The sequence below is a fragment of the Parachlamydia sp. genome, assembly GCF_050255895.1.
GTDB classification, from domain to species: Bacteria; Chlamydiota; Chlamydiia; order Chlamydiales; family Parachlamydiaceae; genus Parachlamydia; species Parachlamydia acanthamoebae.
The window spans coordinates 1-22,369 of the sequence record NZ_JBFWIR010000054.1 but is presented as its reverse complement, the minus strand read 5'-3'; the positions used below and the strand labels follow the sequence as shown (position 1 = coordinate 22,369).

Genomic DNA, 22,369 nt, shown 5'->3' with positions numbered 1-22,369 from the left:
TATAAATTTCGTGAATGATTTCTTTGGCATACTTTTGAACACTTTTTGGCATTTTATCTAAAATATTAGCCGTTTTATGCACCCAACACCTTTGCTGCTTTGTTGCTGGAAACTCTTCATTTAAAGCCGCCCAAAAGCCAAGCGCTCCATCTCCAATCGCAAGCTGTGGTCCTTCTTTGAGACCTCGATGTTTTAAATTTTGCAAAACTTCTTTCCAAGACAGCTTGCTTTCTCGGTGCCCATCATGGATCATGATAAGTTCTTTATTTCCATCCTCTAAAGCACCTATCAGAACCAGAACACAGGGTCGATCTTCTTCTAAACGAATATTAAAATAAATCCCATCCGCCCATATATAAACATACTTTTTTGCGGATAAATCACTTTTGAGCCAATTTTGATATTCTGTTGTCCATGAATCTTTCAATCTAACGATATTTGTGGGTGATAGTCCTTTAGCATTTTCTCCCAAAATTGCCTCCAGAGCTTTCGGGAAATCTAGGGTAGATATTCCTTTAAGACACAAAGCAGGGATAACCGCATCTATACTTTGTGTCCTTCTCAAATAAGGTGGCAAAATCGCACTTGTGAACTTACCATCGTCTCTATGTCTTATTCTAGGCTGGCGAATTGCAATTGGGCCAAGACGGTTTGAATGTTTTTTTCTGGTAAGTAACCATTTTACTGCAGGAGATTGATGGGTAAATTCTTTCGATTGTTTGTAAAGTTCCAGATATTCTTGTACTTCAAATTCAATAGCTTGCTGTAACAATTTTTGAGCCCCTTTACGAAGAATTTCTTCGGGAGGATTATTTTGTTCATTTGTTGATGGCATTTTTTCTGAAGAAAAGCGAAAATCTTCCATGAGCGCACTCCCATTTAGTTTTTGTGGTAAAAAACATTTTAAGGATGCACTCTCTTTTTTTCACACAACTTTTGATCATATCTCGAGCCTAAAAAATGAAAACATTATATAGATATGAATTAGATTTCGAACGCACAATGGAATTTGTTAAAGATAATTTAAATGAAGTGAACGCGCTATCTTCCGAGCTTCTTAATTTAGTCAATTTTAAGTCGGGTGTTTTTTTTACTTTATTAACATTAGGTTCCGACTTAGAAAGACTTTATGAATTTAAAAGCGGCGTTATCCTCCCCCAAAATCCCATAATTGTCACCGAAATTGATGGGAAAAAATCGCGTCATCAAGAAGTATCTACAATAAAGGAAGAGTTAAGTGATTTTGTTTTTCATAAGCTTATTTCCAATGAAAAACTTTCTTGTGTGTTTGATGAGGTTACAATGGATTATGATGATTCTTATTTAAACAAATTTTACGAAAAAAAAAGTATCTATTTGCATGAAAAAGAAGTTCTGTATGTAATCAGAGAACATAATAAAACCCACAAGTTTATATCAGATTGCATGTGGAGTTCATTTTCTTTTTGGCACTCTGTTGGTGTTTTAACAGAGGCTGATTGTTTCAAAAATGACAGCAATATTCTCTCGTTGGAAGATATCCAAGCCATCTGTAAAAAAACAAAGATGATGCTCATTAGTGCATATGATGGTGAAGGCTATGTTTTATGGGAAAAAATGGAGCAAGAATAAAAATGACTTTGGTGGCTCCTTTTTTATACCAATTTAAATAGAAATTCTGACTAATTTGAGTCTGTTACATATCTGGATCGGGTCAGATTAAGAAAGCGAAAGAGTTTTGTAAAGATCAGCTAAGTATCCAAATTTTAACCATCCTCCACCAAAAGCTCCTCATTGGGATTATAGAGATGATAAAACTGAATACGAAGAAAGATTATTCCTTGATGGAACATGGTAGCCAAAAAAATGAAAACATTGCATAGACACGAATTAGATTTTGAACGCACAATGGAATTCGTTAAAGATAATTTAAATGAGGTGAACGCGTTATCTTCTGAGCTACTTAATTTAGTTGATTTTAAGTCTGGTGTTTTTTTTACCTTATTAACGGTAGATTCCAATCTTGAAAGACTTTATGAATTTGAAAACGGCATTATTCTTCCTCAAAATCCTATAATTGTTTCCGAAACTAATGGAAAAAAATCGCGTCATCAAAGAGTGCCCACAATAAAGGAAGAGTTAAGTGATTTTATTTTTCACAAACTCAGTCTCAGTAATAAACTTTCCTGTATTTTTGATGAGGTTACAAGAAGCCCTGATGAGTCTAATTTAAAAGCTTTCTACGAAAAAAAAAGTGTATATCTGTATGAAAACGAAGTTATGTATGTAATCAGGGAACTTAATAAAAATCACGAGTTTATTTTAAAGTGTGCGGGGAAATCATTTTCTTTTTGGCATTCTGTAGGCGTTTTAACAGAAGCTGATTGTTTCAAAAATGACAGCAATATTCTCTCGTTAGAAGATATCCAAGCCATCTGTAAAAAAACTAAGATGATGTTCATTAGTGCATATGATGGTGAAGCGTATGTTTTATGGGAAAAAATAGAATAAGCATAAAAAGACAACTTTGACCATTCCCTTTTCATGCTAAATTTAAATTGAAATTCTGACTAATTTGAGTCTGTTACATATCTGGATAGGTCAGTAATTCCCGCCAGAAAAAAATAACATGTCAAGTTTAGAAGAATTAATTTTTTGACAGGATAAACCCATAAGCAGCAATTCCCGCTGAGCAATTTTCTCTAGGGACTTAAAAATTGATTTCGTAAACTTCAGACAGTTTTTTAACTCTAAGGTTTACGATGGCTACTTTTAGAAAGATGCTGAGCATGCCGGGAATGCTCCGTAGTATCCATAAAATATTTTCAAAGATCCGCGATCCGAAAACATTCACAGTCCCACCAAATATTTCGATTGCAGATCATCTAATGTCAGGACTTGCCGTCTTTGGCTTGAAATGCCCCTTTTTGCTTGACTACGACAAAAAGCGCGCAAATGAGATAACGGCTCAGAATCTTCGCGACTTGTATCTTAAAAGGAATATCCACCCCCTAGATTTCCCGAAAGCTCTAGAGGCAATTTTGAGAGAAAATGCTAAAGGAGTATCACCCACAAATATCGTTAGATTGAAAGATTCATAGACAACAGGCTCAAAAGTAATTTTTCGCAAAAAAGCATGTTTATATATGGGCGGATGGGATTTATTTTAATATTCGTTTAGAAGAAGGTCAAACCTTGCGTTCTGGTGCTGGTAGGTGCATTAGAGAATGAAAACAAAGAACTTATCATAATTCACGATTAGCGCCGCATACGAAACTACAGGCTGTGGATCTAGAATAGATATACTTGCCATGTGGAAATCCAGTGAACCATTGCTTTCTTTCCTAAAAAATAGTATTGTCGCAGCAATGAGCGCTCCATAATTGTCGAGTCTTGTGATTAAGGATACTTCATTTTGACACTTAATTTTTAAAGTATGCTGAGAAGTTTAGTGCAATCGCAATTTAATGAAAGTGATAATTTGTCCATATGGTGGCGGTACACGGTCATCATTGTGATGATCATTGGATTTGCTATCTTGGGATTTGTAACCAGCCTGGCTTACGAAAATGCGCCTCCCATTCCAGACAAAGTGATCGACAATAAGAACAATGTCATATTTACCAAAGAGAATATCCAGCAAGGCCAGTCAGCTTTTCTGAGATATAACTTGATGGAGCATGGAACTCTTTGGGGACATGGCGCTTATTTAGGGCCAGATTATACCGCGGAATATCTTCACCAGGAAGCCTTAACAATCATGGATTATATCGCCCAACAAAAAATGGGCAAATCCTTTGTAGAACTTTCTCAAGAACAACAATTTGGCATCAAAGAAAATGTATCATTTATACTGAAACAAAATCGTTTTGACTTCAACAAAAATGTTTTAGTTTATACTCCAGAAGAAATTGAGGCTTTCGATAAAGCTCTAATCTATTGGAAGGGCTACTTCACTCAAGGCATGGCTCCAGGTTTACCAAAGAACTTCATTCAAAATTCTGATGACCTTAGAAACTTGACAACATTTTTTTCATGGGCCAGTTGGGTTGCAGTGACCAATCGTCCCAATGAAAATTGTTCATATACCAATAATTTTCCCTATGATCCCTTGATAGGTAATTTTCCTTGTTCCGATGCTTATTTTTGGAGCGCAATGAGCTTGATATTTATGCTAGGAGCTATCGGGCTGATGCTATTTCTTTTTGGAAAATTCGACTTCCTTGGATGGGACCCTAAGCGAAAGCCTCGCCATGTTCATGAGACCCATTTGGAGACTTCACCTTTAAGTGCTGGACAATTAGCTACAATGCCTTATTTTGTTGTCGTTGCAGTGCTATTTTTGCTTCAAACTTTGTTTGGAGGTTTAATTGCGCATTATCGCGTAGAATCGAGTTTTTATGGCCTGTCTATTGTAGATTGGGTAGCTTATAATTTAGGTAGGACCTGGCATCTTCAGCTTGCGATATTTTGGATTGCGACAGCTTGGGTAGGAGGAGGTCTTTTTATTGCTCCAATGCTAAGTGGTGCAGAACCTAGAAATCAGAAATTTGGTATCCAATTATTGCTTTGGGCGCTTGTACTGGTGGTGCTTGGAAGCCTGACAGGAGAGTTCTTGAGTGCTCAGGGCTTATTACCAGGTGAGATGTGGTTTTGGATTGGAAATCAAGGATCAGAATACTTGGATTTAGGACGTGCTTGGCAATACCTATTGATCGCTGGCTTTTTCTTTTGGCTATGGCTTCTTTTCAGAGCTCTACGACCAGCCTTTTCAAATCCAAAGTTAAAAGAATTCAGTATTCTTTTCTTTCTAGCCGCAGCAGCGATCCCAATCTTCTATGTCCCCGCTGTATTTTATCATCATCAAACGAACTTTACTGTTATAGACACCTGGAGATTCTGGATCATTCATTTATGGGTGGAAGGATTTTTTGAAGTATTTGCCACTGTATTGACAGCAACTATTTTCGTGCAAATGGGTTTGACTAAGTTGATTACTGCGAAACGAGTCATCTATTTAGATATCATTCTTTATCTAGGTGCTGGCGTAGTTGGTACGGGCCACCATTGGTACTTCACTGGGCAAACTAGTGTCAACATGGCCTTGTCTGCATGTTTTTCTGCAATGGAAGTGGTCCCATTAACTTTGTTGACTCTCGACGCCTGGGATTTTATTCGCGTTTCAAACTTGCGTTGCGAAGAATGCGGACGTTTCTTAGCAGCGCAACAAAAATGGACTATTTATTATCTGATTTCCGTGGGAATATGGAACTTTATAGGCGCAGGAGTGTTTGGTTTTTTAATTAACCTGCCAATTATCTCGTATTTTGAGGTCGGAACTAATTTAACTCAAAATCATGGCCATGCTGCCATGTTCGGAGTATTTGGCATGCTAGCATTGGCGGTCACTATGTTCTGTATGCGCTCCATGCAAACAGAAAAAATTTGGGAAATGACCAAAAACCTCATTAAAATTGGTTTTTGGGGTCTTAACATTGGCATGGGCCTGATGGTCATACTCGATCTTTTCCCATCAGGCGTTCTCCAGCTTTGGGACTCAATAGTAAATGGTTACTGGCATGCTCGCCATCTAAATTTTATAATGTCCGGTTTTTTCCATACTTTGGAATGGGTCCGGTTAGGGGCTGATATGATATTTATTGTCGTAGGTGTAATTCCTACTGTTAGCGCGATATTTATCACCTTTATGTATGGACGTAAAAGAGATGAAGAATTTGTAAAGAGCACAAGATGAAATCCTCGAATTTTGTGCGCACTCTTTGACGATTTATATTTATATTTAATCTAAAAAGAAATCTTCTTTTAAGGGATTACCAGGAGAAACGGCATAATGACTAAAGTCCGTTACCCCCTTATCGCGCAATATATCCTCATCAATAAAAAAATGGCCGGTGCATTCCCGACTGTCTTTCAACAAAATTTCATACGCTGCATCTGCAACGATAGAAGGTAAGCGACAATGCTTAGTCGTACTTTCAATCACTTGTGGGTCTTTTAAAATCGCCATAAGCGCAGCCGTGGCAATGACTGTTTTGGGCCATAAAGCATTGACCGCAATTCCGTCTTCGGCAAATTCCGCGGCCATCCCTAATACGCACAAGCTCATCCCATATTTTGACATAGTATAAGCTAAATAGTCCTTAAACCATTTAGGATTCATATTCAATGGCGGCGAGAGGTTTAAAATATGGGGATTTGAGGCTTTTTTAAGGTAAGGTAAACAAGCTTGTGAACAAGCAAAGGTTCCCCTTACATTAATTTGGTGCATCAAATCATAACGCTTTAACGGAGTGTCCAAAGTTCGGGTTAGTTGAATAGCACTCGCATTATTAATCAAAATGTCGATGCCACCAAAAGTGTCAATCGTCTTCTGGACAGCACTTTGGATTTGTTCTTCATCTCGAATATCCATGACTAATGGCAAGGCCTCCCCACCTGCCTGAATAATTTCCTCAGCCGCCTGGAAAATGGTCCCAGGCAATTTGGGATGAGGTGTCGCGGTTTTCGCCGCAATGGCCACTTTAGCTCCAGCTGCTGCCAGCTTTAGGGCAATCTCTTTCCCAATCCCACGACTAGCGCCAGTAATAAATGCAATTTTGTTTTTGAGTGAGAACATGATTACCTTGCTCGTGCATGCGTTTGTTCTTTCAATTGTTTTTTGATATAGGAAATAATTTTTCCCTGCCCCTGCGCAAAATAGGCATCGATCAGAGGAATCAGGGCTTCTTTAGCCCCTTCTTTATCCTCAATTTTTTTGATCTTACTGAAATCAATTCCCATTTTGTGAACTAAGATCCCCTCCATTTCTGCATCTAGCTGCGAGGGTTCGTGCAAGATCCCCTCCACAAGAATTTGAGAAAAAGGAATCGGTTCCCCTTTTGTGTCTATATCTAGACGAGAAGCTTTTAAATAATCTCTTAGTCCTGCTTGAATTAACCGTTTTTCGAGAGGGGCTTGCTTGCCTTTCCAGTATTTCAGTTTCTTTTCAGCAGCCAAAATTTGTGCATCTATTTTCTGTTTAGTTTCTTCGTTTTGCGCTAATTTTTTTTGATATTTTTCGCTTTCCTTTTTCAACTGCTCTTTCAAGTGCTCCCTTTCATCTAAGGATAGGCCACCTTTTTGATACTTTTTGACTAAGGGTTGCAAAGATTTTGGCAAATGGCTGAACGAAACTTCCTGATTAGGAAATTTTAAAATTCCCTCTAGCTCATTTATTTTCACATTCAAGTCATGAACCGCATAGGCTTTCCTTAGCTGCTTAATTTTTTTTAATTGTAGCTTAAAAGCTTGGTATGTGGCAGGTATTCCATATAGTGCCAAGCGATAATTCACCCCTTTCAGCCATTCCTTGGTTAAAGCAGGTTTCTGGGAATAAAAATAAAGACCTCCTGTGACAATAACGGCTATTGTGGCTAATGAAAATCCCAATCCGAGCAAAGCCAATCCTAATGGAGGAAAAGAGAAAACGCCCACGAGGGCTAAAACAGCCAATGTTGTCATTATTGCGGTGGAAATAACCGCAAGAAGAAGAGAAACTGTGGATGAACCAAGCTTAAACTTTGAGAAACGGTGCTCTAACTTTTGCTTTTTCAAACTTTGGGCTTTCAATCCATTGCGAGTCAATTGTGAAATCGTATCCTGATGCCGAATCGTTTCTTCAATTAGATTATCTCTCTCTGCATAGTTTTTAAATACTTCAAGGAGTTGCTCTTTTGTGTGAATCTCTAATGGAATTCGCATTCCCACATTTTTTAGGGCTTTAAGGCAGTCCTCAAAAGACTGTGATTTCAAATTTTCTATTATTTTGTTCAGTTGCTTCCGACGCAACTCGTCCGTTTCTTTCCGCTTGCTTAACAGCGCTGAAATCATTTCCTCAGACTTTTTGATATCTTCAGAATTCACCCGATCTATCACTCGCTCCGTTTCACGATGTATGTCTATCCATTTGCGATGCATTTTTTCATCTTTGATATTTTTTGAAAGCTGCATCGTTTTTCCAAGAATAAGCAACGTCCCCCCAATGCCTCCCATTCCAAGACCAACCCAGCCAGACATGATCGGTCCCAATCCATGCCCTGTCTCTGTCGCTATGCGTAAACCCACTTTTGTGAATTGAGGAACAAACCCTACAAGTTTTAAAGATGTCCCAATCGATTGTGCTTTTAAAACAGACTTGCGTAACGTTAACCACTTTTTGACTTCACGGATTTTGGCCTTTAAAGCTGGATCTGGATTGGCTTTATATTCAACCTTCATTTTCGCGACTTGCTTAGCAATTTCCCGATAAATGGCAATCCGATAGATCAGTATACCAGCCGCTCCTATATGAGCCGGAAGGGAGTAAGCTAAACGAAGATAGCCGATATCTGTTGATAATTCCTTTCCAATTCCATTGTAATCACGAATCTTTGCGACATGTCCGAGAGGCACCCCAACAAAAACACTCATATATTCTGTAGGCGTACTGAAAGGGTTTAAAGTACTCGTAAAAAATTGATTAAATTTCTCTGCAGCTTCATCCTTGGCTAAAATAAGATCTACCCAATAAGGAGCATTGCGTTCCGCCCATTCTTGGACGGAAGGAGTCTCGGCTTCGCTGATCAATTCAGCAGTCTCCAAAGAGCCACTTAATTCGCTTCCAAACTCTGAAAGCTCTGTCAGGCTTTCTCTCAAAGTTGTATCTTCAATATCTTCTGAAAAATCCCCCGACAACTTTTGATATTTGGCCGATTCTTTTACAGATTTCACTCTGATGTCGGATGTTGTTGAGGGTACTTTTTCAACACGAATTCCTTCACTCTCTAATGGAGCATGTGGAATTTTAGGCATTCTTCCAGAATCAACAGGTTCCATAAAAAAACCTCACGGATGAACGGGTGTTGTTTGATCTTCATCTTTAATTTCTTGCATTTTTTTGCGAATAAACTTGATGAATTTTTTTTCGTTAATCGCAAAAAAATCATCTAACTGCTTTTGTACGGTCTTTTTAATTTCTGGATCGCCATCGGCTTGAAGTTTTTTCACATCAATGCCAAAATGACGATCTAAAATATCAACTGTTTCTCGATCCAATAATTCTGGATTTGTAAACATTCCTTCAACAATCGTTTTTGAAAGCTCGATGGGCGCTCCATTTCTATCCAAGGAAAGATTAATACCGTGTAAATAGTCAGCGACTCCAGCACGTTTTAGTTTTTCTAGGAGAGGTTCTTTTTTTGAATTCCAAAATTCAACCTTTCGTTCTAACCGATTAATTTTTTCAGCTCTTTTTTCTCTTCTCAATTCGTATGAATGTAGTTTTTTTTGATACAACTTTTCGAGTTTTTCTAGCTGTTTTTTATATCGGATAGCCTCTTCGGCTGTTATTGCAGACGGAGTAGAAGAAATAGCGACGACATGCAACTCTTTTGGGAGCTTTTGTGGATTAAGGGGTAATTGCTTCAGAATGCTTTCTATCTGTTGAATTTGGACTCGTAATCTAAAGGAAGAAGCCAGTTCATTAACCTGTTTTTGTTGCTTTCTTTTTAAGAAAAAGTTTCGATAAGCTGAAGGAATGGCATACATCCCTAAACGCAGATTAACCCCTTTGATCATCTCCTTAAAACGATGCGGACTTTTCCGGTAAAAATAAAAAAGACCCACGCCTCCTAAAATGACGGCTGCTACAAAAAAACCGACGCCAAGAACGGCCAATGCAAACTGGGGCATTGTGATAACAGCTGCGATAATCAAAATATTTAGAACAATGATGGTGGTCACGGTAACGACTGTAAGAAATAAATTGGCAAAATTCAATTTCACATTGAAACCGAATTTCTTTTTTAAGCTAAGGCTCTTCATAGCTTCAGAAGTGAGGATGGCATTTCTTGTGCTCACTTGCATAGCATCCTGATGCTTTGCATGGATACGTAAAAGCTGTTCTTTTACTCCAGGCTTTTGCAATTCCCCTTGAAGAGCATTGAGGGTGAGAACACCCTGGACATCCTCTAATCGAATACCTTTTTCATTCAACAACACTTGAGCCTCTTCAAGAGTACTCACCGCATCGATTTTTTTTATAAGAGCTTCAATTTCAGGTCGTCTGATTTCCAATTTTCGATCTTCTTCTTTCCTCCGCCTTTGCAATAATGTATCTATATCCTCCCCGGCTTTTGTTAAATTGGCTGCCGTTGTTTTATCGACGACCCTGGGTGCTGGGTGAAATTCTTCAGACCATTTTTTATGAATTTTCTTGTGACGTACAGCCTTAACAAAATCAAAAATCGAAAACCCTAATTTAAAAACATTTGTGGTGCCTAAAGTCACAAAACTAAAAGCTGCATCAGCATAACGCAAGAAATCTAGAGCTTTCACAGCGAATAGTAAAGGGATTTTGAGGGCCGCTCCAGTGATTTCAATATTTTTTTCAACTTTTGTCATACGGGATGACTTTAAGTCTAAATGCTGCTTTTTTAACCAATGATTGAGGGTATCAATTTGATCTTTGAGATGGGGTTCTCCCGTTGCTTCGTATTCTTTTTGCAATTCGCGTACGTGTGATGAAATCTCATCATTTAAAATATGCTTATAAAAAAGGAAATTTTTCTCAGAAGTTTCTGGAAGAACGTGAATTAAACGTGAAAAAATCTCTTCCGAGCTTAATTTTTTTTCTTCATTGACAAGCAATCCAGCCAGCGATAATTCTTTAAGAATGCGGTGTTCATTCGTTAAATGATCAACTGTTGCATCTCTGGAACCAGCAAAAGAATGCCCTTGATTAAATAGGATGTCTTGAATGATGGCTTCGCGATTAGTCTTGATCCATTCAGAAAAGGTGGGAGGGGGGACATTGCTTAAAACTGAACCAATGTGATTCAGCAATTTAATTCTATCGACGCTTTCTACTAGTTCATCAACGCTATCACTTTCTTCAGATATAGATTCGATAGAAAGGGATTCCGTAGATTCAAGAGAAACACGTCCTCTTTTATGCATCGAAATTGTGGGTGATGACGAAGAAGGAGCGCGTTCAACAACGATTCCATCCGCGTTAATGGGAGCTTGACCAATTTCAGAAAATGAGGGCTCAGGACCAATTGGAAAACCGGGTTGTTTGACCATATTTTATCACTTTGTTAGGGATAACATTTCTTCCAATAGATCATTAAACGTTTTCTCTCCACTTGCGACACTTTCAATCACTCCATTGAAGAGATCAATAATCATCATCACATTTCCAATAAGACTAAACAAAAGCAATGGATCGACTTTATTTCCCTTCGTAAATAACACATAACGATAGAAAACCTGGTCTTCAAGCTCTCCTAATTCAAATCCAGGAAGCTCGAGAAATCGATTGATAAAAAGCAATGTACTGGCTGTCTGAGAAGCTGCAGAAGGTTCCACAGAAAAGGGTAAATTAACCACAAACTTCACTAAATGATAGGATTCTTCCTTCTTTTTGGATTCCTGCGCCATCGTTTGTTTGAAAGTTGTAATTTGAAGAATTTTTTCCCTTTCCTTCGCATCATTCCCTAAAAAAACTAAAAGCTGATCAAAGGGAATTTCTTCAGAGGCCATAACTAAAGAACAGTCATATCTTTCTGAAGATAAATCAATCTGAATCTGTTCTAAAATATGGTTTTCTTTCATGACATTCTCCAACAATTAAGCATAAAAAATATTTTTGTTCTTTTCGTCTATGGGATGATAAAGTCCTTTTTTTGTCGACTCTCCACTTTCACTTTTTAATTCTTCAAACTTACTAATCCAGTATAACATATAGTAAATAAATTCTTCAAAATCCGAATTAAACTTGGAATAGGTCAAACCTTCATAAGAAATAAAAGTAAAAAGAACTAAAGAGCGACTATTAGGTTCATAGCCTAAATGAGCTTGACCTGTTTCTTTCCCAAATAAATTTCCAATTAAAGCTGCGAGAGACAACTCTTTTTCCTTATCTACAGGTAGAATACCGACGGATGTGTAAATAAAAAAGCCATTGTCAAAAAGAGATTTTTCAAAACTAATCGTACTTGTTTTGTTAATCATCAAGCGGCAAATGCCTTCGTCATCAAGTTCTAATTTACCGATTCCTTTTCGTCTGCCATACTCTCGCAATATCTCTTCCAATTGCATGAGGGCCCCCTATTTCGATGGATTGGGAAATACGTTTGTGTTGACATCTTTGGCTGTCTCTTTTTTTGACTTGAGAAGCTCTAGCGGAAGTGTTGTTTTTGCGACTCTAAAGCCTGTATATGAATCTGTATGCTCAGGATCTAAGGCTAACCTTTCTGCCACTCTTACCCCATCAGCCAAACTATCATAACACCCTCCCTTTACAATTTTCTCTGCCCCCGTTGATCCTGATGTATAGCTTTCTGACACCCATTCCCACACATTCCCACTCATATCGTAAGCACCAATAGGACTTTTGGCATCATGCGTGATGATCTCTCTACCTCCTACATTGACCTTGTTGCGCCCATTAAAAAATCCTACTTCGGTCGTCAAGACCTCTCTTTTTTTAAGGGGTACGTCATTACTTTTATAATTGGCCCATGAGGGATCAATCTCATTTTGACTAAATCCAAAAAGAAACTTTTGCAAGGGTTCTTTTTCTTCTTGGATGTGCATTCCTGCAGCTTTTTCCCATTCGGCTTCGGTCGGTAATCTCAAGTCATAGTCTTTACAAAATGCATTGGCACCATACCAAGAAACATTGATGACTGGATGACTTCCTTTATCCGCGATAAACATGAAAACCGTTTTCCCCGCACTAGGCTCAAGTGTAAAAATTTGACTATGGGGATCTGCTTCTCTTGTCTTGCATAAAACATGCCCATTTAAATCTCGCACAATTCCAACATGTTCAGCTTGAGCGGAATAAATAATTTGACGATTTTCTAAGGCATAATTTAGCCATTTGACATATTCAGTATTCGAGACTTCATAAATCCCGATTTCAAAAGGATTAAGAGTTAAGATACGAGAAGATTGTTCATTTTCCTTTATGCTTTTAGAAGGATCCCCAACAATCACTTTTCCCCCTGTCACTTTTGCCAAAAGCAAGGGAGGAAGGTGGTCCTTTTTTGAGTAATCTTCCGTATCAAGTGAAAGGAAGGCCGGGGTTGTAATGGTGGGTAAATTTTCAGCGACGTTTTCAATTAGCGCCTGTTTTTCATAAAAAATGTCTACCTGCAAAAACTTAGAAGCTTCAAGGAAAAAAGGTCCTTTCGGCGTCATATGGATGTCGAAGTCATCTTTCTTTTCAGGTTTAATTACATAGGGTCCTCCAGGTGGCACTTTTAAACGATCCACCGATCCCGTCCCTGTATAGATAAGCATAGAGCGTCGGTAAAGAGCCCAAGATGTATCAGATAAATTACACTTTACGGTTAAAAATGCGGGCTGCATGGCTTTTGGATTGTTAGAAAAAGCGAGCTCCTTATCTCTTCTCTCCATTTCTCTATGCATCAAAAGAGCTTCTTTAAAAGCAACAACTTCTTCTGATGGGAAGGCCATTTGAACAGAGTTCATTTCTCCTTTTTTTATCTCAAAATTTTTTCTAGATAAAATTTTAGGGGAAATATCTTGCTCATCCAAATAGAATTCCACTTCATAACGACCAGCTGGTAGTTCTCTCAAAACAGCTAGAAGTCCTGATTTTAATTGATATTGAGCAGCTTTGGCCAAATTTTCCTGTGAAAGAAGGTGTCCATTGCTCGCTTTTAGACGAAATTTTAAATGCTCAAGATGTTCACTCGAAACATGAATGTTATAGAACAAAAGAAGCGTCCCTACATCCTCTTTTTCTGAACTTACTTCTCGAACCAATGAATTCGGAAGATACAGACCTGTCAAAGGTCCTAATTTTTCTTCAGGCTTCAAAACGACTTCTAAAGGCTTTGGGCATGCATATCCATCCAATTCTTCAAATACGATAGTATAGCAACCCGGATTTAAAGCATCTGCATTTAAAAGACCTTCAGAGGAATAACTGACCGTTTTTCCACAGGATGCGTGTAAGCTAATTTTGGGGGGTCTAGGAAATTGTGCTTGCTCCCCCGCAACTGTATGAATGATAATGGACGCATAACGAGGTTGTAGGTTTTGGTTTACCTTTGTAACCTGATTAGGCAGAATTTTGATGTGTTTTTTCTCTGGTTGAGAAAAAAAAGAGTCTTTATTAGGAATGACAAAATCCAGGGTATAATCTCCCGGAACTAAATTCTCCACGACAACAGTCCTGGAAAGTTTACCCAAATCCTCTACACAAGCATGATTGGCAGGATGAAGTTGCTGGTTTTTGTCATTTTGTCTTAGCCAGAAGCGCACACGGTCTAAACGTTCTCCCTTGACTCCTGTCTGATAGGTCACCACTAAAGTTCCTGTTGCTTCATCCGCATGTCCTGAACAGAACAATCCGCCCAAAATGATCATCCAGAAAAAACAGAAGTAGATTGTTTTCACAAGTCCCCCAATCGTTTGATCACTTTTTATTTATATTTTTAAAAAACATGGCTTAACGCATTTTGGAAATCCATGAAAAACCCTTAAAATCCTTAGAAGGGATTAGCCTCACCTTAACAAAAATAAAATAAATTTCGATCTGTTTTTAGCAAAATAAATCCCTCTCCTCTTATAGTCCTTATTCTCAGCAGACAATGAATAGAAAAAAAACTTTTCAGAAAGTAATAATCGCTTTAAAAATAAACAATATAATGAGGAAATTTCTTCCATATTATTATAAAATGCTCAGAACCAACTAAGTGCTGTTGGAATAAAAAGCAGCATCTTTTTTGTATGAAAACACTTCAATACATACAAATAGAGACGATTTAATGGACCCTTGAATAGAAAACAACGCACTTACTAACATTTATTGCAGATATTTCACATTGCAACGTCATATAAAAAACATAATATAATTAGACTAATTAATACATTAATGAGAGTATTTTATGCCAAAGTAAGCACTCTCAATAGATAATTAAAGACTTAAGTGATCGTAAAAAAACGATCCCCATTACTCCAATTGGTAATTTCTAAAGAACAAGCCACTCTGGCTGTCGCAAAATTCAGAAGAGCAAGTCCTCCAAATTTATCAAAATTTACCTTTCGAAGAAGGTTCGGAAAAAGATTTCACCTAGATCTTGATGCACAAAAAGTTGTGAAGTTTTTTAGCCAACTATATGATCTAAAAATCGTATTCCGCGATGCATTTTTATGACCAAATAAAAGATTTGCCCATCACCAATGCAAAGCATCGCGTGCATGTCTCTAATGTTAGAATTGCAACTTTTGGAGGAAAAAGAAGGAAATTTAATCACTGGGTCAGCACTTAATGAAATAAACTATATTTTTATTCAACCGAGATTAACGACAAAATAAGTGGAGATAAATTTAAATCTCCTATAGAGAGACGTGATTAAATTTTCTGTTCTTGTAAAACAGGTTGAGAAACGGAATCAAAAACAATGCCTCGATGGTCAATTGCTTGATATTCCCTTTTATCCTTTGATAAGATCACATGGATAAAATGTCTCTTTTGCGCAGTGAAAGCCAAATACCAGGCTTTTTTAGGCTTTTTTGGTGCTCTCGGCTTTTTGACACCCCAGGCTCCATCTCCTAGATATAAAACTCCGGTGGGAACAACTTGCCGATTCTTCAAAGGGAAAGTCCGTTTATAGGCATGGTCATGGTTTTCAAAAGCAGCGTTTAGTCCAAACTGTTCAAATAACGTGCCCCAGTTCGTCCGCACGAGCACACTATACTTATATTTGTAATGACGAACACATGGATAAGCGGGGACATGATAGAGAGCAAATTTATGAGGAATCGCCTCTCTTTCATGCAACGTTTTAGCCAACCAATGCGTTTGAACCCCCTCAATGGGATGTGTATGGCCTGAATCCATGATGACTAAACTTAAATATTTTCCAAAATCGATAGCGTGATACCCTGGAAGGCCGAATAAGGCGTAGTAAAAAGGAGCGTCGACAGGATTTTGATTGAATCCACCGTCAACATCATGATTTCCGATGCCTGGCACAATGGGGATCAAACACCCATCTTGTGTCACCATGGTTTTTTCCCATGCTGATAACCATTCAATCCAACGCATATTACGTGTCGTATTCGAATAAGCGATATCACCACCAATCAGTGCAAAACAAGGATTAAGAGCTGCTGCTTGTCGATTGGTCTCAATCACATACTCAATGCCATCGTGATAAACATCTCCCCCTGCCACAAAGTGAATCGGCTTTTCTAGATCTGCAGGCATTGTTTTAAACTGGTAAGTCTTTCCTTCCTCACTAAACTTAAAACAATAAATGGTATCAGGACTCAATTGCGTTAGCTCAGTGCGATGAATCAAATAAGGGAAGTGCAGCGGCATTTTAGCATGCGAACCTGCCTTGGATTGCCACTTCGTTTGATCATCCTTTTGGCAAAAGTGAAGTTCATCTTTTATTTCTTCTAAGTTAGTGATCCATTGAATTGTCATAGTGGTCAGAGGATCTCCACTCCATGTCAAATAAACACAAATGGGATTGACACCTTCCAAATGAATGAAAACGGATAAAAAGAAAATAAAAAAAGAGAGAATAGAAGAACGCATGTGCATAAGATTAATTTAAGGCCTCCAAAAATGGAGGCCTTATTGATTTACTGTTGTTTGGCATCGATTAATTTTTCTGTCAGCTTTTCAAGAAGCCGAGCATTTCTTTCCAAAAATTCTTTCAGTTCAGCGGGATCCATTTCTTTTTGCGATAGCAACGCCATTTCATAGATCTGCTTGACTAAATCCCCTGTCAATTCAGGTTGGATTTGATCCAATTTTTGCACAAGTGAGACAAACGGACTGTTTGTGTTGATCACAAGCTTGCGCTTATCCATAAGACCTTTTACACGAGAGGCATCTTTTGGATCCAAGCTGCGCATATAATCGCGCATTCGCCGTTGTTGTTCATCGATTACAACCACACCAGGTACCGATTCCGCTGCTAAACTTTTCGCTTCAACTTCCACATTTTCATTCTCCAGCTTGGAACGTACAAAGTCTGCGATTTTTCCAGCTTCTGTTCTGCCTTCCGCATCTAAAAGTGTCTTCTCTTTTTCTTTATCAAGGATACTTTCGTCGATATCCGAATCGACTCGCTTAAAGACAACGGGAGTCAGCTTTCTTTCTAAAAATTGAATGAGATAAGGATCAAAAGGACTATTGGCAACTAAAATTTCAATCCCTTGTTTGTGATAAACTTCTGCAAAGTGGGAAAGATGTTCACCATCTATCGTATAGAACACCTTGTCTTTAATCTTGCTTTCATTACGTTCAAGATATTCCTCAACAGTGATCCACTCCCCATTGACATTCTTCCATACAAGGAAGCTTTTGGCTTTATCATAAAATTTTTCGTCTTCCAATATTCCAAGCTTGACAACTTGACCTACATCGGACCAGCACTCTAAAAAGCGTTCTCTTTCAGTACGATACAAGGTGGCTAAGCTATCTGCCACTTTTTTGGAAATGTGATTGCCCAACTGTCTAACTGTTCGGTCCATTTGCAAATAGCTTCTTGATACGTTCAATGGAATATCCGGACTATCAATGACGCCTCTTAAAGCCATGAGGTAATTTGGAATCACATCTTTACAATTATCTGATACAAAAACGCGGTTGCAAAATAGCTTCACGGTGTTTTTGCTGATATCAAAATCGCGATTAAGCTTAGGGAAATAGAGAATTCCTTTTAAATGGAAAGGATAATCCACATTTAAATGCACCCAGAATAGCGGATCTGGATCCATGGGGTAAAGATGACGATAAAAACGGAGATAATCTTCTGAAGTGCATTCTGAAGGAGATTTAATCCAAAGGGGCTCTTCATGGTTAATATGGGAATCTTCCAAATAGACAGGATAAGGAAGGAATGAGCAATAATGATTCAGGATTTGACGTATGCGTGCAGGATCTAAAAATTCTTCACTGTCTTTATCCACATACAAAATCACTTCAGTTCCACGCTTCGTTCGTGTCCCCACTTCCAGCTCATATTGAGCAGAACCATCGCAAATCCAACGCACAGGCTCAGCACCTTCTTTGTATGAAAGGGTATTGATTTCGACTTTGCTAGCGACCATGTACGCAGAATAGAATCCTAAGCCGAAATGCCCAATAAATTGATCGGTTTCATTATGAGACTTGTATTTTTCCATGAATTCTTCAGCACTGGAAAAGGCGATTTGTGCAATGTATTTTTGCACTTCCTCAGCATCCATTCCAATTCCATTATCGCTAAAAGTCAGTGTTTTGTTTTCTTTATCAATGTGAATTTCAATCCTAAAAGGATCATCGGAACTGGCTGACAATTCCCCTTTATCCTGCAAAATTTTGACTTTATGAATTGCGTCGCATGCATTCGAAACAAGTTCGCGAATAAAGATATCTTTATCTGAATAGAGCCATCTTTTGATAATGGGAAGAATATTTTCGCTGTGGATCTCTAAAGTTTTAGTGACCATGATCATCGACCTTATTTTTTAATAATTTTGTTATGAAATTTGGTTTCACCACAAAAGAAAAACTGCGGGAAAAAATCATATTAATCCATCAACGACTTTAAATAAAGACTCTGATCCTCTTCCTCTTAACTTGGTTAAAATGAAATGAGTGCACACAAAATGACCTTGTCAAAAAATAGAATTAATCTTATTATCTTTTGTGTTCAAAGAATCTTAGCTAAATAAATTAACATTGAGCGGCGCATGCAAATCGCATTTATTTCCATTCTTGCCTTTTTCTCTTTAATCTTTTCCGGTACACCATTACAGGCAAAGCCGACGGTCCTTGTTACAATTGCCCCGCATAAGTTTTTTGCTGAAAAGATTGCTGGAGATACCGTTGATGTACAGCTCATGATTCCAGCTGGTGCGGATGCACATACCTACGAACCGACTCCGAGACAAGTGATGTCTGCAAGCACGGCTGATATTTGGTTTTTTATCGGGGAAGCTTTTGAATCTCGTGCCAAAAATGCGCTTTTAACACATAAGCCTTCTCTTTTACTCGTTGATATGCGACAAGGTGTGGAAATGATCTCTGCGACCTCCCATTGTGAACACCATCACGGTTGCTGCCATGCGTCAGGTGAAGATTTACACTTTTGGTTAAGCCCCAAGGAAGCGCAACAGCAAGCCAAAACAATCGCAAGTGCTCTCATTGAAAAGTACCCTGCAAACACAGAATTTTATAAACAGAATCTTTTGCAATTTTTAGAAGAACTAGATGCCTTGGACGTTAAGGTACGTGAAATTCTAAAAGATTCTAAAAATTCGGTGATCATGGTCGCGCACCCTGCTTATGCATATTTTGCTCGAGACTACCAACTGATTCAACTTCCTATCGAATTTGAAGGGAAAGACCCTAGCCCGCAACAGCTGACCAAAGTGATCGCTAGAGCACGCAAAGAAAATATTAAAACGGTTTTCTCTCAAGTGCAATACCCTAATAAAGTCGCGCAATTGATTGCGAATGAAGTAAATGCCCGCGTTGTAATCTTAGATCCCTATGCAGAAGATTACCTCTGCAATGTAGAACTCATTGCGCGCCATTTTGCTGAAAATTAACGATAATTAAAAATTCGTTTTAAAGGATTTCAAAGTTATATGCCCCCTGCAATTAAAGTGACAAACCTTTCCTTTTATTACCAGAGTGTTGGCATACTCAATAATTGCTCTTTTGAAATTAATGCAAACGAATTTATTGGGGTTATTGGCCCCAATGGTGGCGGCAAAACAACTCTTTTAAAGCTGCTCATGGGCTTTTTAAAGCCTTCTTCAGGAAATATTGAAATTTTCGGGACACCTCCGGGCAACAAATCGCATCATCTCGCTTATGTTCCCCAAACAGTCCGCTTTGACCCTCAATTCCCGATCTCCGTTTTTGAAGTTGTCTTGTCGGGGCGTCTAGCTTACCTGCCTTGGCATGGTCGCTATACACAAGAAGATAAAAAATTAGCGGTTGAGGCGCTTGAACGTGTAGGTATTTCGACATCTCTTTATAAGCAGGCTTATGGAAAATTATCGGGAGGACAAGCCCAAAGAGTTTTAATTGCACGCGCGCTTGTCTCACACCCCAAAATTTTATTTCTGGATGAACCAACTGCTAGCGTTGACGTACACGCCGAGTCGGATATCTTTAATTTATTGAGTGAGCTGAAAGGCTCCATGATGATCTTAATGGTGACTCACAATCTTAAAGTTGCGATCAGTCAGGTTCAACGTGTTTTATGTGTGCAAGGTTCTGTTCTTTCTCTCAAACCAGCGGAAGTTTGTGAACATTTTGGTATTGGCCTCTATCATACACCCTTGATTAACTTAAAATAAGATATGTCTTTTTTTGATGCTCTCATGACTAATTCTTTGCTCTTATCTGCCCTACTTGCAGGTTTAGCAGCTTCTATTGTAAGCGGCATCATCGGCTCATATGTTGTTGTCAAACGAATTGTATTTATCAGTGGTAGTATCTCCCATTCTGTTTTAAGCGGAATTGGTTTTTGCCTTTGGTTGCAACGCTCACAAGGAATCACATGGGCATCCCCTTTGATGGGGGCTTTGGTTGCTGCAGTCCTTTCAGCCTTAATAATAGGCTGGATCCATTTACACTATCGGCAAAGAGAAGATTCCGTCATCGCCGCCATATGGGCGATTGGAATGGCCGTGGGGATTCTTTTTATTTCCCAAACGCCAGGATTTAATGTTGAATTAACGAACTTTTTGATTGGTAACATCCTTTGGGTTTCCAACACAGACCTTTATATTCTATTTGGATTAGACCTTGTCGTTTTAGTGGCTGTTCTTTTCTTTCACACCCGCTTTCTTGTGATTTGTTTTGACGAAGAACAGGCCCAATTGCAAGGACTCCCTGTTAATTTTCTTTATATTCTTCTTCTGATTTTAACCGCGATTTCCATTGTTTTGCTCATCGAAGTTGTAGGCGTTATTTTAGTTTTAACCATGCTTACAGTCCCAGCCTCCATTGCCAATCTGCTCACTTCACGACTCTCCCATATGATGTCAATTGCCGTGCTATTAAGCATTCTATTTTGCCTCGTTGGGACAGGTGCAGCATTTCATCTTGACTGGCCAGCTGGCGCCTCGATCGCGTTAGTCGCGGGAGTCACTTACATGATTGCCCTATTTCTTTTCCCGCTTACTTCTCGCCCCTTAAAATTAAAAGTTAAAAGCCCTGCTTTAACCTAATATGAAAATCATCATTTATTTAATCACAACTTTCGGCTGTTTTTTATTGCATACTCAAGGAAATACCGTGCAATTGCCTCCCGATTTGCCGCATCTTTATTTTGCTTATGGGTCTAACGTTAGTTATGACTTTCTTAAAGAGCGACTAAAAAATGGGAGCTGGGTAGATGAATGGCACAAAGATGGTGAATTGGAAGGGAAAGCCCCGATTGATCTAGGAGCATACGAGCTAAATGATTATGAATTTAGCTATTCTCTCGACACAACTCCATTTGGTGAAAGTGGAACGGCAGGTAATATTGCTCCAAAAGAAGGGGCTAAAGTTTACGGAGCAGTGTATTGCCTTTCTGATGCTCAATTAGCTGAATTAGATATTGGTGAAGATGCTCCTGAAGCATATGCAAGAGTCGCAGTGAAAGTGCAAAGATGTGCAACGCAAGCTTTTAAAAATCTGCAAGCTCCTGAGTCGTTAATCGTATGGGCTTACGTCGGCAACCCTAAACATGTCACACAAGAAGAAAATCCCGATCTCGAATATGTACGGCGCCTTGTAGAATCTGCTTTTGAGCGGTTATTTCCTTCTGAATACATCGATCAATACCTCGACACGTATTCTTATAAACTCTTAGAGCAAGCTGGGTAAAACAACACTTCCCTGCTAAACGTATTTGCCTATGGTTAGGGACTCTCTTATACGTCGGTCATAACCACTTTAGCTCGAAATACAGATGATGAGAAACCTCCAAAATGAATTTCTTAAAACATCCGGAGAAATATTTGAAGAAGCTTTCCCCCCCCCCCGGTTTTAAAAGTCATGGCGAATCACGACACTTATACTTTTCTCTAAATCACCTTATGTCTAAGTCTCATTTTTCCAATATTATTCATTGGTTCCAAATCCCCTGAGATATGATCAAAAGTTGTGTATGAGATGAAAAAAAGAGAGCGCATCCTTAAAATGTTTTTTACCACAAAAACTAAATGGGAGTGCGCTCGTGGAAGATTTTCGCTTTTCTTCAGAAAAAATGCCATCAACAAATGAACAAAATAATCCTCTCGAAGAAATTCTTCGTAAAGGGGCTCAAAAATTGTTACAGCAAGCTATTGAATTTGAAGTACAAGA

At 38.5% G+C, this 22,369-nt stretch carries 16 protein-coding genes and 3 pseudogenes; 10 read left to right on the top strand and 9 right to left on the bottom strand.

Annotated features, from left to right (window positions below; all coding sequences use genetic code 11):
- The coding region (locus AB7E63_RS09815; RefSeq protein WP_428419368.1) for an IS256 family transposase at nt 1-865 on the bottom strand (865 nt) is incomplete at its 3' end.
- A 95-nt stretch (nt 866-960) separates the two neighbouring features.
- Between AB7E63_RS09815 and AB7E63_RS09810 the strand changes: the two genes are divergently transcribed.
- The 5 genes and pseudogenes from AB7E63_RS09810 (at nt 961) to AB7E63_RS09790 (ending at nt 5,734) form a co-directional block, all read left to right on the top strand.
- Nucleotides 961-1,611 (top strand): hypothetical protein, encoded by a 651-nt coding sequence (locus AB7E63_RS09810; RefSeq protein WP_013925597.1) that lies wholly within the window; start codon nt 961-963, stop codon nt 1,609-1,611.
- A gap of 136 nt (nt 1,612-1,747) precedes the next feature.
- A pseudogene (locus AB7E63_RS09805) lies at nt 1,748-1,837 on the top strand (polymorphic toxin type 37 domain-containing protein); the annotation flags it as partial.
- The gene (locus AB7E63_RS09800; RefSeq protein ID WP_013925598.1) at nt 1,831-2,490 is read left to right on the top strand and encodes a hypothetical protein; all 660 of its coding nucleotides are present in this window, start codon (nt 1,831-1,833) and stop codon (nt 2,488-2,490) included. The pseudogene AB7E63_RS09805 and the gene AB7E63_RS09800, both read left to right, overlap by 7 nt.
- Nucleotides 2,491-2,963: 473 nt before the next feature.
- Nucleotides 2,964-3,238 (top strand): annotated as a pseudogene (locus AB7E63_RS09795) (IS256 family transposase); the annotation flags it as partial.
- Nucleotides 3,239-3,415: 177 nt separating this feature from the next.
- On the top strand, nt 3,416-5,734 hold the full coding sequence (locus AB7E63_RS09790; protein ID WP_050899076.1) for a nitric-oxide reductase large subunit: 2,319 nt from the start codon (nt 3,416-3,418) through the stop codon (nt 5,732-5,734).
- Between the two features lie 45 nt (nt 5,735-5,779).
- On the opposite strand, the gene AB7E63_RS09785 is transcribed toward AB7E63_RS09790, so the two are convergent.
- The 8 genes from AB7E63_RS09785 to htpG all read right to left on the bottom strand — a co-directional run bounded on the left by AB7E63_RS09785 (nt 5,780) and on the right by htpG (nt 18,507).
- Entirely contained in the window at nt 5,780-6,616 is an 837-nt protein-coding gene (locus AB7E63_RS09785) for an SDR family oxidoreductase (RefSeq protein WP_006341001.1), read from the bottom strand.
- Between the two features lie 2 nt (nt 6,617-6,618).
- Nucleotides 6,619-8,853 (bottom strand): hypothetical protein, encoded by a 2,235-nt coding sequence (locus AB7E63_RS09780; protein WP_013925601.1) that lies wholly within the window; start codon nt 8,851-8,853, stop codon nt 6,619-6,621.
- A 9-nt stretch (nt 8,854-8,862) separates the two neighbouring features.
- Complete coding sequence (locus tag AB7E63_RS09775; RefSeq protein ID WP_006340999.1) at nt 8,863-11,100, bottom strand: hypothetical protein; 2,238 nt, start codon at nt 11,098-11,100, stop codon at nt 8,863-8,865.
- Nucleotides 11,101-11,106: 6 nt separating this feature from the next.
- Nucleotides 11,107-11,631: a hypothetical protein gene (locus AB7E63_RS09770; RefSeq protein ID WP_006340998.1), complete on the bottom strand. Its 525-nt coding sequence runs from the start codon at nt 11,629-11,631 to the stop codon at nt 11,107-11,109.
- A gap of 15 nt (nt 11,632-11,646) precedes the next feature.
- Nucleotides 11,647-12,117, bottom strand: coding sequence for a type III secretion system chaperone (locus AB7E63_RS09765; RefSeq protein WP_006340997.1), 471 nt, complete (start codon nt 12,115-12,117; stop codon nt 11,647-11,649).
- Between the two features lie 9 nt (nt 12,118-12,126).
- Nucleotides 12,127-14,451: a formylglycine-generating enzyme family protein gene (locus AB7E63_RS09760; protein WP_100067502.1), complete on the bottom strand. Its 2,325-nt coding sequence runs from the start codon at nt 14,449-14,451 to the stop codon at nt 12,127-12,129.
- 958 nt (nt 14,452-15,409) lie between these two features.
- Entirely contained in the window at nt 15,410-16,603 is a 1,194-nt protein-coding gene (locus tag AB7E63_RS09755) for a fibronectin type III domain-containing protein (RefSeq protein ID WP_226987474.1), read from the bottom strand.
- A 47-nt stretch (nt 16,604-16,650) separates the two neighbouring features.
- Nucleotides 16,651-18,507 (bottom strand): molecular chaperone HtpG, encoded by a 1,857-nt coding sequence (gene htpG, locus AB7E63_RS09750; RefSeq protein ID WP_013925607.1) that lies wholly within the window; start codon nt 18,505-18,507, stop codon nt 16,651-16,653.
- A 243-nt stretch (nt 18,508-18,750) separates the two neighbouring features.
- On the opposite strand from htpG, the gene AB7E63_RS09745 reads away from it, so the two are divergent.
- From AB7E63_RS09745 to AB7E63_RS09725, 5 genes and pseudogenes are all read left to right on the top strand, one after another.
- Nucleotides 18,751-19,611 carry a metal ABC transporter solute-binding protein, Zn/Mn family gene (locus tag AB7E63_RS09745; RefSeq protein WP_006340992.1) on the top strand — a complete coding sequence of 287 codons (861 nt, stop codon included), beginning with the start codon at nt 18,751-18,753 and terminating at the stop codon, nt 19,609-19,611.
- Nucleotides 19,612-19,650: 39 nt separating this feature from the next.
- Nucleotides 19,651-20,370 carry a metal ABC transporter ATP-binding protein gene (locus tag AB7E63_RS09740; RefSeq protein WP_039377802.1) on the top strand — a complete coding sequence of 240 codons (720 nt, stop codon included), beginning with the start codon at nt 19,651-19,653 and terminating at the stop codon, nt 20,368-20,370.
- Between the two features lie 24 nt (nt 20,371-20,394).
- Entirely contained in the window at nt 20,395-21,246 is an 852-nt protein-coding gene (locus AB7E63_RS09735; RefSeq protein WP_226987473.1) for a metal ABC transporter permease, read from the top strand.
- A gap of 1 nt (nt 21,247) precedes the next feature.
- Complete coding sequence (locus AB7E63_RS09730; protein WP_039377804.1) at nt 21,248-21,889, top strand: gamma-glutamylcyclotransferase family protein; 642 nt, start codon at nt 21,248-21,250, stop codon at nt 21,887-21,889.
- Nucleotides 21,890-22,241: 352 nt separating this feature from the next.
- Nucleotides 22,242-22,369, top strand: a pseudogene (locus tag AB7E63_RS09725) (IS256 family transposase); the annotation flags it as partial.

What these genes read in the sequence shown, in the direction of transcription:
- AB7E63_RS09755 (WP_226987474.1), bottom strand. Translation starts at nt 16,603, where the DNA reads ATGCGTTCTTCTATTCTCTCTTTTTTTATTTTCTTTTTATCCGTTTTC.
- htpG (WP_013925607.1), bottom strand. Translation starts at nt 18,507, where the DNA reads ATGGTCACTAAAACTTTAGAGATCCACAGCGAAAATATTCTTCCCATT.
- AB7E63_RS09810 (WP_013925597.1), top strand. Translation starts at nt 961, where the DNA reads ATGAAAACATTATATAGATATGAATTAGATTTCGAACGCACAATGGAA.
- AB7E63_RS09790 (WP_050899076.1), top strand. Translation starts at nt 3,416, where the DNA reads ATGCTGAGAAGTTTAGTGCAATCGCAATTTAATGAAAGTGATAATTTG.
- AB7E63_RS09780 (WP_013925601.1), bottom strand. Translation starts at nt 8,853, where the DNA reads ATGGAACCTGTTGATTCTGGAAGAATGCCTAAAATTCCACATGCTCCA.
- AB7E63_RS09745 (WP_006340992.1), top strand. Translation starts at nt 18,751, where the DNA reads ATGCAAATCGCATTTATTTCCATTCTTGCCTTTTTCTCTTTAATCTTT.
- AB7E63_RS09740 (WP_039377802.1), top strand. Translation starts at nt 19,651, where the DNA reads ATGCCCCCTGCAATTAAAGTGACAAACCTTTCCTTTTATTACCAGAGT.
- AB7E63_RS09775 (WP_006340999.1), bottom strand. Translation starts at nt 11,100, where the DNA reads ATGGTCAAACAACCCGGTTTTCCAATTGGTCCTGAGCCCTCATTTTCT.
- AB7E63_RS09770 (WP_006340998.1), bottom strand. Translation starts at nt 11,631, where the DNA reads ATGAAAGAAAACCATATTTTAGAACAGATTCAGATTGATTTATCTTCA.
- AB7E63_RS09735 (WP_226987473.1), top strand. Translation starts at nt 20,395, where the DNA reads ATGACTAATTCTTTGCTCTTATCTGCCCTACTTGCAGGTTTAGCAGCT.
- AB7E63_RS09800 (WP_013925598.1), top strand. Translation starts at nt 1,831, where the DNA reads ATGGTAGCCAAAAAAATGAAAACATTGCATAGACACGAATTAGATTTT.
- AB7E63_RS09730 (WP_039377804.1), top strand. Translation starts at nt 21,248, where the DNA reads ATGAAAATCATCATTTATTTAATCACAACTTTCGGCTGTTTTTTATTG.
- AB7E63_RS09765 (WP_006340997.1), bottom strand. Translation starts at nt 12,117, where the DNA reads ATGCAATTGGAAGAGATATTGCGAGAGTATGGCAGACGAAAAGGAATC.
- AB7E63_RS09785 (WP_006341001.1), bottom strand. Translation starts at nt 6,616, where the DNA reads ATGTTCTCACTCAAAAACAAAATTGCATTTATTACTGGCGCTAGTCGT.